We start from the raw sequence: 13,733 nt of genomic DNA, 5'->3' as shown, positions 1-13,733 counted from the left end.
ATTTGATTGATGTTTTGTATTGTTTTTTTGGTAAAAAATTATACCATTTACACGATTTCAAAAGGCTTTTTAAAATTTAAATTAGCTTAAATTATTGGTTGTTTGTGGGAATCTGCAAGTGGCTCTTAAGATACATGATTAAAATATAGGATTGACAAATGCCGACAAGACTAAGAATAGATTTAGCTGGGTATCATCATATTATAAATCGTGGAGTAAATCATTGTAATGTCTTTAATTGTCATGACGACAAGGAGATGTTTTTACAAATCATCAATAAAAGTGCTATTCTTCATAAAACAACACTGCATGATTACTGCTTGATGGACAATCATTATCATTTGCTTATAGAGACACAAAAGGAAAATCTATCAACTTTCATGAGAATCATAAGTGCGAACTATGCAAAATATTTTAACAAAAAACACAAACGCAGTGGTCATCTCTGGCAGGATAGATACAAATCAAAATACATTACATCTGAAAATTATCTTTACTCACTCATTAGATATATAGAAAACAATCCGCTTGAAGCCTCTATGATTAACAAAATAAGCACCTATCCGTACACATTATCATTTCTTATTTTTAATACAAAACCCTACTATCCATGTTGCGGTGATTCTATCTTAATCAAACAGTTTGACCTCAAAACTCTGAACGAATTTTTAGGAGAGCCTATGAGTGAAAAAGAGTTGGAGTATATAAAAACAAAAGAGAAACAAAAAATACTCAAAGAAGACGGTATCTTACATGTAAAGCAAGAAAAACAATTCCAAGAGCATTTCTATGATATTTTTACAAAAGTAGATAGAAACTTGGCAATACTTAACGCGCACCAAGACGGTTACTCTCAAGCAGACATGGCAACTTATTTGAATCTATCAAAATCATTGATAAGTAAAATTGTAAAAAGTGGAGATTCATTCACAGGGGTGTAATTAGTAGTTTTGTAATTTCTTTGTGTGGAAGAGGTTTTGAATATAAATAACCTTGCGCCTCATAGCATCCATGCTCCTGCAAAAACTCCGCCTGCTCTTGTGTCTCAACTCCTTCAGCAATCACCTTGAGATTCAAGCTAGTCGCCATAGCGATAATAGCACGCGTAAGCTCCATGTCATCCTTGTCATTGGGGATATCATGTACAAAAGATTGATCGATTTTCAGGCGGTTGACCGGTAATTTTTTGAGATACGAAAGAGAAGAGTGCCCTGTTCCAAAATCATCCACTGCGATAGAGAAGCCCAACTCTTTAATCTCACGAAGTATCTCTATCGTTTGTTCCGGATTTTTCATAATCTGCGTCTCCGTTACTTCTAGCTCTATATTTGTCTCGCTCACCCCAGCCTCATGAAGCATTTTCGTAAGCGTCTGGATAAAATCCTTTTGATTAAGATGTATCATCGACATGTTTAAAGAGAGAACACCTGGATTATACCCATCGCGTATCCACTGTGCAAATTGTCCGATAGCGCTGCGCATCACAAAGCGGTCAAGATCTACAATTAAACGCGTATCTTCTGCAAGTGGGATAAACTGATCTGGAGTTGCTACGAAAGTACCATCTTTAATCCAGCGTACGAGCGCCTCCATCCCAACCATACGCTTTGTACGCATATCGATTTGAGGTTGATAAAAAACTACAAACTCCTCATTTATTATCGCTTCTCGGAGTTTGGTTTCAAGAGTAAGCCTCTCATACGCTCTTTGCGTCATATCCTCTGCATAGAACTGATATGTATTTCTTCCCTCATCTTTAGCTTTATACATCGCTGCATCTGCATTTTGAAGCATCTCTTCGGATGTAGCGGCGTTTTGAGGAAATAAAGAGATACCGATACTACAAGAGATATAAAACTGATAACTATCGATTATCTGTACCTCTTTGAGCTTATTCATAATATTTTGGATAAGATCAATAATCGTATTTTCACTCTCAATATTTTCAATCAAGACCGTAAACTCATCTCCGCCAAAACGCGCGACACTATCTGTTTCGCGTACACTTGACTCTAAAAGTGTAGAGATATTTTTTAAAAGTTTATCCCCCACGGAGTGTCCAAAAGAGTCATTGACTTCTTTGAAATGGTCCAGATCTATAAAAAGCACAGCCACAATCGAGCTCTCTCTTCGCGCATTACGTAAAGATTGTTCAAGTCTATCCATAAACAAAACTCTATTTGGCAAGCTAGTTAAAAAGTCATGCTTGGCTTGATACTGCAGGGCAAGAGTGTACTCGTCAAAAACTTTTGCAAGTGCTTCTAGTTCATCATCCGTGCCGACTGGGCTACACAACACATCATTACCTGCACTTGATTGTTTAATTCTTTGATAGAGAGTTAAAATAGGCTTTGTAATAGAGTTTGCCAAAATTACGGAAGCCAAAATTCCAAAAAGAATAAATATAAATCCTATTACAGCAAGTCGAAGCATTGTATCTTTTACAGGAGCAAAATAGACATCTTCTAAAACTCCAAGCTCAATTTCTAGCCCTAACTTTGTAACAAGAGGCATGGATTTCAAAGGCGGAAGAAGATATTTTTGGTAGCTTTGCTCTTTTTCATATTGGTAGCTAAATAACTCTTTGCCTTTTTGAAACACTTTCATATAGATTGTATTATCTTCAGGTTTACTATATTTCAGTATATCTTGAAAATCAAAAAGAACAACAATAGCACCCTGTGTCGTCGCATAATATTGTATCGGGGCGATGAGTATCATATTGTTGGTTTGAGCATCAAGATAGATTACATCATGCCCAAGAGCAAGAGAAGCTCGAAGCTCTTTAGGGCTTTCATAACGCGGAATCTTCTCTTGTGTTTGAAAAATAGGTGTCCCGTCAAAATCTAAGACGCTCAAAGAGATAACATCTTTGCCATCCATAAAATTATTGACAATCGGTCGAAGGTAGTTTTGACGATTTTTTGCATCAATAAGAGCATTGACTATAAACTCATTTTTAGTAAGTAGAACAGAATTGTCAACTAGGTAGCTAATTCTACGCTCAATTCTTTGCCCCACAGCGTCGGAGTTATTCTCCAAAAGTGTGATTATTTGTTTGCTCATATGTTTATAGACAAGCAAAGAGACAAGTGCAAGGATTATAAACATCGCAACGGCAATAAGTGCAGAAACCCGCAGAACTACTCTACTTTTGATGCTCTTTTTAAGTGGATGGGCAAGTTTTAGTTCATTCATTCTCTACCTCAATAATCTCACCTCTGCTTCCATATCTTGCCATATAAAAATCCTCTACATCCAAAGCATCATACCGCTCTGACGTAAAAGGATAGATATATTTTTTGACTGCTCCATCATACACTTTAATATTTTGCACCTCTCTGCAAATCGCCTTATGCTCTGCGCTCCCAGTTTGTTCAAGAGCCAAGGCTAAAATATTCACCGAGTCGTAAGCATGCGCAACACCCGATGCTGCTTTTATATCTATTACATCCTTTTTATCATAGCTTTGGATGTAGTTTTGTGCTAGTTTTTGACTCACTTTGTTTGTGTTTTTGAAAAAAGAGAAGGTCTGAAAAAAGGTTAGATCAAGTTTTTGAATTGCCTTGGAATTCTCTGAAAAAAAATCTCCACCTGTAATTCCCCAGTGCGATACTATAGGTAACGGCTTTGACGTATTCGCCATATTTTGCACAATCACGGCTCCTTCAAGAGGGTTTGCAATCATAATCAGAGCATCCGCACCCTCTGCCAAAGAGCTAGCAATATCTTGCGTAAGATCACTTGTCCCCCTGTTAAATTGCTTTGCATAGACAATTTCCACTCCCCTCTCACCGAGATATCTCTTTATATTTGTATGGTTATCTCTGCCCCAAACAGAGTTTTCATAAAATATAGCAGGCTTTTTAAAACGTTTGAGTACATTTGATGCAATAAAATCAGATGCATAAAGATCATTTGCAGAGACTCTAAAAATACAGTCATGTTTTTTTATATCTGTCAGAGAGGAAACAGCAGCCCAAGGGACAAAAAGCGATATTCCAGAGTGTTGCATATATTCTAGCTGTTCCAAAATCACAGCACTGTGAAGTCCACCCACTACACCGATAAGATTTTTATACTTTAAAAGATCTTTAACATTCTTGGCTCCCTTACTTGCAAGAGCACTGTTATCTTTGACAATAACTGCGACCTTTTTCCCCAAAATCCCCCCTCTTGTGTTGATCTCTTCGACAGCAAGTTCCACCCCTCTCTTGATAGCGAGTCCTGAAGTCTTTGCATCCATAGAGAGGTCTACATCTACACCTATCACATAGAAATCTTGATCTTTTTTGTACTTATCAAAAAGAATCTCTTGAGTTTTTGAGAGAATCTCTCCGCCAATAAGCTCTTCATATTTTTTTGGGATATACTCCATCAACTTTTCTAGTTTTGCACGCTCTTGCGGTTGGAGGGCATTGACCTCAACACCACTTGCTTTAATTAATTCTAGAAGCTTCTCCTCATCCGCTTGTGCCAGTGCACGCTGCAAGGGAGTAATCTCTAAAGCTGTGTCGATAAGTATCTTCCTAAGCTCTTGTGGAAGTTTTTTGTAAGTTTTTAAACTGATACTAAAGATATACCCCATATATGCGTGTTCACTCAGAGTGAGATACTTTTGCACCTTATGTATATCCATACTCACAATCGCGTTAAGCGGGTTTTCTTGCCCATCCACAACTCCATCTTGAAGTGCTTTTTTTGTCTCATGAAAATCTATTGCTACAGTCTGAGAGCCAAGTGTTTTAAACTGATCTATGATGATACGGCTTTTCATGACACGAATCTTTTCATCTACAAAATCTTCTGCAGACAAAAGTGGTTTGTTGGAAGTAAAATGTTTAAAGCCATTTTCCCAAAAAGTTACACCCAGAAGATTTACAGAGGAGAGTTTGGCAAGAAGCATATTTCCAACTTCTCCGTCAAGTAAAGAGTAGAGATCCTCACGGGAGGGAAAGAAAAAGGGAAGATCAACAAACTGCATCGAGGGCTCTGATACACCCATTTTTGCTGATGGAGTTAGCAAAATATCTATCTCTCCTAAACGAGTCATCTCTACCATCTGATAATCATTGCCAAGTGCTTGATTTGGATAGATATCTATAAGGACACTGTTGTTAGTTTTTTGTGCAACTCGCTCTGCAAACATTTTAGAAGCTTGATGCATTACACTCTCAGGAGGCATATTGTGCGCCATTTTTAGTTTATATACCTGCTCTTTAACCAGAGCATCTCGCGTCTGTTCACTTGGAGTTTGTTCAAAAAATGGAACTGCCACAATCACTACCAAGAGAATAAGCAGGAGCATATAAAACAACAAATAACTCTTTTTCATAAATAACCCGCTTCAATAATAAAAATTTTAACTTTTTAAAAAACTTACTCCAACTCTTGTCTATTATTTTACAATTATTTTACTTATTTCTTATTTTTTTCCATGTTTTATGCTTTAGTTTTCAACGGCGGAGTTAAATTCTGCATAAAGCGGCATATGATAGTAATCTCACTGTAAAAGATTTTGAAAACAGAGGTGTGCAGCTTCATAAGATTGCAGAGAGCATTCAAGAGATCAACTCAATCTCAACTGTAAATGGAATTACACCCCTGTGAATGAATCTCTGAATGAATCTCCACTTTTTATCAAATAATTATATACTCTAAACTTTAACTAAAATCCTTCAATTTGCAATATATTTAATTGTAGAGAATATAAATAGTGTCTTGAAGAGCTTGTGCTTGATGTTATAAAACCCAGCTAAAGAAAAAACAGACGCATTTTGCTATAATACACTCAATAATTTATAAAGATAGGAAAAGCAGTGATTACATTAAAAGAAGCGTTAAAATTAAACAGAGACGAATTGGCAAAATTTAAAGAAGAACTAAAAACAAATATAGAAAAAAATGCGGACATTAACGCTTACATCGATGTTCACAATGTCGGCGAAGGTGTGCCGATAGCTATAAAAGACAACATTCAGGTTGAGAATTGGTCTGTAACATCAGGTTCAAACATACTTCAAGGATATATCGCTCCATACAATGCAACGGTTATAGAGAAGATGCTTGGCGCGGGACTAAGCCCGTTTGGGAGAACAAATATGGATGAGTTCGCTATGGGAAGCACGACCGAGTCAAGCTTTTACGGCAAAACTCTAAATCCACACAGCAAAGATTGCGTTCCGGGTGGAAGCTCAGGCGGAAGTGCGGCGGCTGTTGCAGCAGGTATTGCTATTGCGGCTCTTGGAAGCGACACTGGCGGAAGTATTCGTCAGCCTGCCTCTTTTTGCGGAATTGTCGGGATGAAACCGACTTACGGCAGAGTGAGCCGTTACGGTTTGGGAGCTTACGCTTCATCTCTTGACCAGATAGGACCGATAACGCAAAACGTTGAAGATGCGGCGATTTTGTATGACATCATTAGCGGGCATGACGAAAAAGACTCAACGAGTGCGAACAAAAACGACAAAGTAAGCGACAAACTAAACGCTTCAAGAAAACTCAAAATTGCAGTTCTGCCAAAACATATAGAGAATGCAAGCGATGATGTAAAAAAAGCATATGAGTTAGCGATAACCGCTCTGAAAAATGCAGGACATGAGATAGTAGAAGCTGAGTTAATGGACGCAAAATTTGACATCTCTGCTTACTATATAACAGCAACGGCAGAAGCTACTACAAACCTTGCTCGTTATGACGGTATCCGCTATGGAAACAGAGTTGTCGGAAAAGATTTAAACGACACATTTATCCAAACAAGAAGCCAAGGTTTCGGGGATGAAGTAAAGCGCCGTATCTTGCTTGGAAACTTTGTTCTCTCAAGCGGATACTATGAAGCTTACTATGTAAAAGCGCAAAAAACGAGACACCTTATAAAAGAGCAATACTCAAAAATCTTTGAAGATGTAGATTTGATACTCTCGCCCGTTGCACCTACAACCGCAAACAAATTTGGAGAGCTTTCAACCCCAATGGAGATGTACTTAAGCGACCTCTATACTATCAGCGTAAACCTTGCAGGACTTCCTGCCATCTCTGTTCCTGTTGCAAAAAGCTCTGAGAGTATGCCGATAGGTTTGCAGCTGATTGCAAACGCTTACGGCGAGCAGACACTGTTTGACGGGGCACTTAGCTTAGAAAAAGCAATAAACTACCAAAAATAGACGGAGAATGTGTAAAAAAAGGTTGGTTATGCAAAAGAGTTTCAAAGCACTAAATATCAAATGTGGCGGATGCGCAAACACGATAAAAAAAGCATTAGCTGATGAGTTTGGAGAAATTGATATAGATTTAACGCAAGAACCAAGAGTAGTCACACTTGAGATAAAAGATAAAGAAGCGGGGCTTGTTTTTCGCAAAAAAATGAGATTGCTCGGCTATCCCCTAGAAGATGAAAATTTAGGAAGCTTCACAAAAGGCGGACTTAAAGCTAAAAGTTTTATATCATGCGCTATCGGAAAGATAAATCAAAATTAGCTAAATTAGCCAAGAAGCCGCTTTACCTCTTTTTAACCACAAAAAAGCTATAATCCACAGAATTTTATAGCAACATAAAAACTTTTACCAATCAAAAGGATGACCATGAAAATTCGTAAACGCGCCCTAACGTTTGAAGACGTACTGCTTGTACCACAATACTCTGAGGTTCTGCCAAAAGAGGTCTCTTTAGAGAGCAAATTGACAAAAAACATTTCACTAAAAATCCCTATGGTCTCTGCAGCCATGGACACTGTTACTGAATACCGCGCTGCTATCGCTATGGCAAGACTCGGTGGAATAGGCATTATCCACAAAAACATGGATATAGAAGCTCAGTGCAAACAGATAAAAAAAGTTAAAAAAAGCGAGAGCGGCGTAATCATAGACCCTATCTATGTTCATCCCGATGCAACACTAGCAGAAGCAAGTGAGCTTATGGAAGAGTTTAAAATTTCTGGTGTTCCCGTAATTGACACACACAACAAACTTCTTGGAATTCTTACAAACCGCGACATGAGATTTCAAAAAGATATGAGCAAGCGCGCTGATGAAGTTATGACAAAAATGCCTCTTATCACTGCAAAAAAAGGGATATCTCTTGATGATGCGGCTGATATTATGCACAAAAACAAGATAGAAAAACTTCCAATCATCGATAATGAAGGATTTTTAAAAGGTCTTGTAACTATCAAAGATATCAAAAAACGCATAGAGTATCCAAACTCAAACAAAGATGCTTTTGGCAGACTTATTGTAGGCGCTGCAATCGGTGTTGGACAGTATGACCGAGCAAAAGCTTTGGTTGATGCAGGTGTTGACGTTTTAGTTCTGGACTCTGCTCACGGACACTCAAAAGGCATCTTAGATACTGTTAGAAAAATAAAAGAGACTATGGAAATCGACATAATTGCAGGAAATATAGCAACTGCAGAAGCTGTTGAAGCACTTATCCAAGCAGGAGCTGATGCCGTAAAAGTCGGCATCGGACCTGGTTCGATATGCACTACCCGCATCGTTGCAGGTGTCGGTGTTCCTCAAATCTCAGCTATTGCAGAGTGCGCGGACGCAGCACGTAAACATGGCGTTCCTGTTATTGCCGATGGCGGCATCAAATACTCTGGCGACATCGCAAAAGCTCTTGCAGTCGGAGCTAGCTGTATCATGGCAGGCTCACTTTTAGCAGGAACTGAGGAGTCTCCAGGTGAGACTGTCATGTTTCAAGGACGTCAATACAAATCATACCGCGGTATGGGCAGTATAGGCGCTATGCAAAAAGGCTCAAATGACAGATATTTCCAAGAGGGCACAGCTGCCGACAAACTTGTTCCTGAGGGAATTGAGGGACGTGTTCCATTCCGTGGAAGCATTGCAGGGATTGTCCACCAGATGATGGGAGGACTACGCTCATCTATGGGTTACTGCGGAAGCAAAGATATAGAAGAGTTTTGGGATAAAGCAGAGTTTGTAGAGATAACAAGTGCGGGTCTTAAAGAGAGCCATGTGCATGATGTTATCATTACGCAAGAAGCTCCAAACTATCATATATAACGCTAAGGTAAGATTTTATGAATGAAGTGAGATATGCCGGTTTTTGGGTTCGCTTTCTCGCCTCGTTTTTAGACACTCTTTTTCTTGCTCTGCCCGTTGGAATCGTTATCTACTTTTTGAGTGACGGAAACTGGTTTGACTTTTCACAATATCAGCAAAACATAGCTTATGCAATGAGCGGAAATGCTCAAAAAGCGTTGACAAACCAGCCTCAAACATCGCTTAAATGGGAGCTTCTTTTTGAAGTCTCAGTTCTGCTAGTTACGATTCTTTTTTGGAAGAGATGGCGCGGAGCAACACCTGGGAAAAAATTTGTACACGTTAAAATAGTAGATGCAAAAACCCTTAAAGATATTGACAATAAACAGGCAATTACACGCTCTCTTGGCTATATTGCTTCTACTCTTATTCTGATGCTGGGTTTTATTATGGTTGCATTCAGAGATGACAAGAGAGGTCTTCACGACCTCCTTGCAGGAACAGTTGTTATATACGATTCATAACACCACATACACATCAACCTCCCTGATTTTTTAAACACAAACTAGTTTATTTCAAATATTTTTTAGCGACAATTCTCGCTAAAAACAGTTATTGACTTTTGTTAAAAAAAACAGTAGAATTTATCAAAGTTATAACTTAAAATAATAAAGTAGCAAAAATGAAAAAAACAGTCTTTATGGATAGATACCCAATTTACAGCATAGAGTTATCAAAAGAGGAGATAAAAGTCTCATCTGCGGATGAAGCGGTTGAGTACTTTAAAGAGAAGATACAAAACCACCCTATTGCAAAATTTATTACAGTTTTTGAGCACTATTCGCACACAAAAGAGCTAGGCGGAGAGATTATGGATGGGCTTATAGATGCAAAAAATATAATTTTTTGTTTTGGACAAGCAATTCCAAATACAAAAATATTGGCATTAAGACCGAGAAGCATAGCAGTTTGTGAGTTTGAAGATAAGTTTGTTATAGATTTTTTAGAAGCCCCAAAAGAGGAGATGCACACCCTTATGGAGAATTGGGCAAAGGGATTGAAAAGGTAAATAGTCTCCCTTTAAAACTTACATTAATCCATTTTAGATAAAATAACAAAACTTATTTTTAATTTAAGGGAGTATTAAATGGATTTACAAACTAAAGCACTACATGCAGGTTATGAAAAGGGCGCCGAGGGGGCGATGGCGGTTCCTATTTATCAGACTACCGCTTATGAATTTAGAGATGCACAGCATGCTGCAAATCTGTTTTCTCTTAAAGAGTTAGGATATATTTATACTCGCTTAAACAACCCTACAACTGATGTTTTTGAAAAGAGATTTGCCGAGCTTGAGGGCGGAGAGGCTTCACTTGCTACATCAAGCGGAATGAGCGCAATCTTTTTTGCTATCGCAAACGCTGCCGAAGCGGGAGACAACATCGTTTGTGCAAAACAGCTTTACGGCGGGACACTTACCCAAACTGCTCACACGCTAAAGAGATTTGGAATTGAAGCTAGATTTTTTAACGTACACGACACCGCTGCGATGGAGAAGCTAATAGATGACAAAACGAAAGTTATCTTTTTTGAGTCTTTGACAAATCCGAGCATTGACGTAGCAGATATCGAAGCAATTACCAAAATAGCAAATAAATATGGAATTTTAACTGTAGTTGACAACACCGTTGCAACTCCTGTCTTATGCCGTCCGTTTGAACATGGAGCTGACATCTCAGTTCACAGTGCAAGCAAATACACAACCGGTCAAGGTCTTGCAATCGGCGGTATTTTGGTTGAGAGAAAAGGTTTGGTTGAGAAATTAAAAGCAAACCCTCGTTACGCTCACTTTAATGAGCCTGACAACTCTTACCACGGTCTGGTTTATGTTGAAGTGCCGCTTCCTCCGTTTACACTTCGCGCACGTCTTTCACTTCTTCGTGATTTGGGTGCGGTTGTATCTCCGTTTAACTCATGGCTCTTTATTCAAGGGATCGAGACTCTCTCTCTGCGCATGAAAGAACACTCCAAAAATGCACTTGCACTGGCTGAGTTTTTAGAGGCACATCCAAAGGTTAAAAAAGTAAACTATCCTGGGCTAAAAAGCAACGCTAACTATAAAAATGCCCAAAAATACTTTGAAAATGGTGCTTGCAGCGGACTTTTAAGCTTTGAATTAGACTCTCTTGAAGAGGCTGTAAAAGTGGTAGATGCAACCAAGCTCTACTCTCTTGTCGTAAACATAGGAGATTCAAAATCTATAATCACTCATCCCGCTTCAACGACTCATCAGCAGCTTAATGAAAAAGAGTTAATTGCTTGCGGAGTTCCATCAGGACTTATCAGAATCTCTTGCGGATTAGAGAGCAGCACAGATTTAATAGCAGACATTAAACAAGCTCTAGAGGCGTAGTTTGTCCCTAAATCTAAAAACGTACACCGAGCACTTTACCAATCCGCTCTACTTAGAGAGCGGACGTATTTTAGAACCGTACGATATTACATATGAAACTTACGGCTTTTTAAATGAAGACAAAAGCAATGTCGTTGTCATCTGTCACGCGCTAACGGGCTCACACCACTGCGCAGGAACTTATGAGGGCGATAAAAAACCGGGCTGGTGGGATAACTTTGTAGGCGGCGGCAAAGCAGTTGACACTGACAAATATTTCGTTATCTGCACAAACGTAATAGGGAGTTGCTTCGGTTCAACAGGACCTATGAGCCCGCAACACCCGCACCATAACCCATACCGTTATAAATTTCCAGTTGTTACAATAAAAGACATGGTAAAAGCTCAAAGAATTCTTTTTGACAAGCTGGGCATTCACAGCGTTCACGCTATTATCGGCGGCTCTATGGGCGGAATGCAGGCACTTCTGTTTGCAATCCACTACCCTAATTTTGCATCAAAAGTTATCTCTATGGCAACAACACATGCAACTCAGCCGTGGGCTATTGCCTTTAACAAAGTAGCGCAGGAATCAATTCTAAAAGACCCTGACTTTAAGGGCGGCTATTACGACAGCAATACTATTAAAGAACAAGGGCTCTCAGGAATGGCTGTTGGAAGAATGGCGGGACATATAAGCTTTCTCTCGCATGAGTCTATGAAGAGCAAATTCGGCAGAGAGTATAAAAATACCGACGGTCTCTACGAGCTTTTTGGCAAGTTTCAGATTGAGCTGTTTTTAGAGTATAACGGATATAACTTTACAAAGTGGTTTGACCCGCTCTCTTATCTCTACATAACAAAAGCTATAAATATTTACGATATCTCCCGCGGATTTGACTCTCTTAGCGAGGCTTTGAGAAAAATCAGCACCGAGCTGCACCTTATAAGTTTTAGCAACGATCAGCTATTTAAGAACTTTGAAATGAGAGAGATAAGCGACGCTCTTAGCAAAATAGGAAATACCAATCACACATATATTGATGTAGAGAGCAATTACGGACATGACGCCTTTTTGGTTGAAGTGGAAAAATTTGAAGAGTATGTAAAGGATATTTTAAATGGCTAAAGAGAAGTTGACTAAAGAAACCGAAGGTTTTACTAAAGAAACCGAAGGTTTTACTAAAGAAACCGAAGGTTTTACTAAAGAAACCGAAGGTTTTGAAGCAAAACTTGAGAGTGCAAAAAAAGTTTTAGAGACACTTATGAACCCAGAAATAACTCTTCAAGAGAGCCTAAAGGCGTATGAAAAAGGGATGAGCGAACTCTCTAGCGCTCAAAAAATCCTAGAAGATGCACAGATTAAAATTACCGAGATAAAAGGATAGTAAAAATGCTTTCATTTTGTAGCGATAAAATTATCCATAAGGATGATTTATAGTGAGGGCTGCCGTACTTCAACTCAGCGCACAGGGTATGAGTTCAACAAAGCTATATAACTATATACGCATTGCTTCAAAGCAAGGTGTCAAACTCCTGCTTTTGGGCGAATATATATTAAACCCGTTTTTTAAAGAGCTAAAAACACTCAGCACAAGCATGATAAAAGAGCATTCAGAGCATCAGATAAAAGTCTTAAAAGAGCTCTCTTTTACCTACAAGATTACCATTATTGCACCTCTTATCGTCGTAAAAAAACAGAAGATATATAAAACAATAGCCAAGTTTGCGCCCTCTTCCACCTCATACTATCAGCAGCAAATTCTTATAAACTATCCACACTGGAATGAAGAGAGGTTTTTTGATAATGAGCCCCAAGCGATAGAGTCGCCGCTTATCTTTAAAATCGAGGGATTTAAATTTGCTTTGATGAGTGGATTTGAGCTACATTTTGACGAAATATTTGAACATATTTCCTCCAAAAACGTCGATTGTATTCTGCTCCCTAGCGTCTCTACTTTTGACTCCTTTGAGAGATGGAAATCACTTGTTTTGTTACGCGCATTTACACACAACTGCTACATCTTAAGAGCAAACAGAATTGGCGAATACAGAGATAAAAACCAGAGCTGGAACTTCTACGGCGATTCACTTCTAGCTTCGCCAAACGGCGAACTTTTGGAGCATCTAGGCAACAAAGAGGAGCTTATGATTGTGGATATGAGCCACTCTGAAGTTGTTCAAGCAAGAAAAGTGTGGGGATTTAGAGAGTTTGTAAACAAAAGGAGTCAAATATGCAACGCGTTGAAGGTTTGACTCTTCTTGCCAAGGGCAAAGCTTTAGTGACTGAGTATAGTTTGAATTCGTTCAAATTATACGAGATTTATTAGTGGGA

General features: G+C 38.8%; 12 protein-coding genes. 10 read left to right on the top strand and 2 right to left on the bottom strand.

All coding sequences use genetic code 11. The features are described 5' to 3' along the window. Window positions 1-158 precede the first annotated feature (158 nt). Window positions 159-941 (top strand): transposase, encoded by a 783-nt coding sequence (locus K0A91_RS08320; RefSeq protein ID WP_295009724.1) that lies wholly within the window; start codon window positions 159-161, stop codon window positions 939-941. Here the strand turns inward: K0A91_RS08320 and K0A91_RS08315 are convergent. Both K0A91_RS08315 and K0A91_RS08310 read right to left on the bottom strand, forming a co-directional pair. Beyond that, window positions 928-3,198, bottom strand: coding sequence for an EAL domain-containing protein (locus K0A91_RS08315; protein WP_295009723.1), 2,271 nt, complete (start codon window positions 3,196-3,198; stop codon window positions 928-930). The two genes, K0A91_RS08320 and K0A91_RS08315, sit on opposite strands and share 14 nt — an antisense overlap. Continuing rightward, window positions 3,191-5,335 carry a DctP family TRAP transporter solute-binding subunit gene (locus K0A91_RS08310; RefSeq protein ID WP_295009722.1) on the bottom strand — a complete coding sequence of 715 codons (2,145 nt, stop codon included), beginning with the start codon at window positions 5,333-5,335 and terminating at the stop codon, window positions 3,191-3,193. Before K0A91_RS08310 ends, K0A91_RS08315 begins: the two co-directional genes overlap by 8 nt. A 484-nt stretch (window positions 5,336-5,819) precedes the next feature. Between K0A91_RS08310 and gatA the strand changes: the two genes are divergently transcribed. The 9 genes from gatA (at window position 5,820) to K0A91_RS08265 (ending at window position 13,654) form a co-directional block, all read left to right on the top strand. Further along, the gene (gatA, locus tag K0A91_RS08305; RefSeq protein ID WP_295009721.1) at window positions 5,820-7,163 is read left to right on the top strand and encodes an Asp-tRNA(Asn)/Glu-tRNA(Gln) amidotransferase subunit GatA; all 1,344 of its coding nucleotides are present in this window, start codon (window positions 5,820-5,822) and stop codon (window positions 7,161-7,163) included. 28 nt (window positions 7,164-7,191) lie between these two features. Continuing rightward, complete coding sequence (locus K0A91_RS08300; RefSeq protein ID WP_295009720.1) at window positions 7,192-7,476, top strand: heavy-metal-associated domain-containing protein; 285 nt, start codon at window positions 7,192-7,194, stop codon at window positions 7,474-7,476. 105 nt (window positions 7,477-7,581) lie between these two features. After that, window positions 7,582-9,027 carry an IMP dehydrogenase gene (gene guaB, locus K0A91_RS08295; RefSeq protein ID WP_295009719.1) on the top strand — a complete coding sequence of 482 codons (1,446 nt, stop codon included), beginning with the start codon at window positions 7,582-7,584 and terminating at the stop codon, window positions 9,025-9,027. Between the two features lie 17 nt (window positions 9,028-9,044). Further along, window positions 9,045-9,530: an RDD family protein gene (locus K0A91_RS08290; protein ID WP_295009718.1), complete on the top strand. Its 486-nt coding sequence runs from the start codon at window positions 9,045-9,047 to the stop codon at window positions 9,528-9,530. A 158-nt stretch (window positions 9,531-9,688) separates the two neighbouring features. Continuing rightward, window positions 9,689-10,075: a DUF6858 family protein gene (locus K0A91_RS08285; protein WP_295009717.1), complete on the top strand. Its 387-nt coding sequence runs from the start codon at window positions 9,689-9,691 to the stop codon at window positions 10,073-10,075. Between the two features lie 78 nt (window positions 10,076-10,153). Next, entirely contained in the window at window positions 10,154-11,419 is a 1,266-nt protein-coding gene (locus K0A91_RS08280; protein WP_295009716.1) for an O-acetylhomoserine aminocarboxypropyltransferase/cysteine synthase family protein, read from the top strand. A 1-nt stretch (window position 11,420) separates the two neighbouring features. Next, window positions 11,421-12,527, top strand: a complete 1,107-nt coding sequence (locus K0A91_RS08275) for a homoserine O-acetyltransferase (protein ID WP_295009715.1) — start codon at window positions 11,421-11,423, stop codon at window positions 12,525-12,527. Further along, window positions 12,520-12,786, top strand: a complete 267-nt coding sequence (xseB, locus tag K0A91_RS08270; RefSeq protein WP_295009714.1) for an exodeoxyribonuclease VII small subunit — start codon at window positions 12,520-12,522, stop codon at window positions 12,784-12,786. Before K0A91_RS08275 ends, xseB begins: the two co-directional genes overlap by 8 nt. Before the next feature lie 52 nt (window positions 12,787-12,838). Beyond that, entirely contained in the window at window positions 12,839-13,654 is an 816-nt protein-coding gene (locus K0A91_RS08265; RefSeq protein ID WP_295009713.1) for a carbon-nitrogen hydrolase family protein, read from the top strand. Window positions 13,655-13,733: the final 79 nt, after the last annotated feature.

It is taken from the genome of Sulfurimonas sp. (assembly GCF_019429335.1).
Classification (GTDB): Bacteria; Campylobacterota; Campylobacteria; order Campylobacterales; family Sulfurimonadaceae; genus Sulfurimonas.
The sequence above is the reverse complement of the archived record's forward strand: the minus strand, read 5'-3'. Positions and strand labels throughout refer to the sequence as shown.

Excerpts from the sequence above, each read along its gene's own strand:
- K0A91_RS08320 (WP_295009724.1), top strand. The coding sequence starts at position 159 with ATGCCGACAAGACTAAGAATAGATTTAGCTGGGTATCATCATATTATA.
- K0A91_RS08315 (WP_295009723.1), bottom strand. The coding sequence starts at position 3,198 with ATGAATGAACTAAAACTTGCCCATCCACTTAAAAAGAGCATCAAAAGT.
- K0A91_RS08310 (WP_295009722.1), bottom strand. The coding sequence starts at position 5,335 with ATGAAAAAGAGTTATTTGTTGTTTTATATGCTCCTGCTTATTCTCTTG.
- K0A91_RS08285 (WP_295009717.1), top strand. The coding sequence starts at position 9,689 with ATGAAAAAAACAGTCTTTATGGATAGATACCCAATTTACAGCATAGAG.
- guaB (WP_295009719.1), top strand. The coding sequence starts at position 7,582 with ATGAAAATTCGTAAACGCGCCCTAACGTTTGAAGACGTACTGCTTGTA.
- xseB (WP_295009714.1), top strand. The coding sequence starts at position 12,520 with ATGGCTAAAGAGAAGTTGACTAAAGAAACCGAAGGTTTTACTAAAGAA.
- K0A91_RS08300 (WP_295009720.1), top strand. The coding sequence starts at position 7,192 with ATGCAAAAGAGTTTCAAAGCACTAAATATCAAATGTGGCGGATGCGCA.
- K0A91_RS08280 (WP_295009716.1), top strand. The coding sequence starts at position 10,154 with ATGGATTTACAAACTAAAGCACTACATGCAGGTTATGAAAAGGGCGCC.
- K0A91_RS08290 (WP_295009718.1), top strand. The coding sequence starts at position 9,045 with ATGAATGAAGTGAGATATGCCGGTTTTTGGGTTCGCTTTCTCGCCTCG.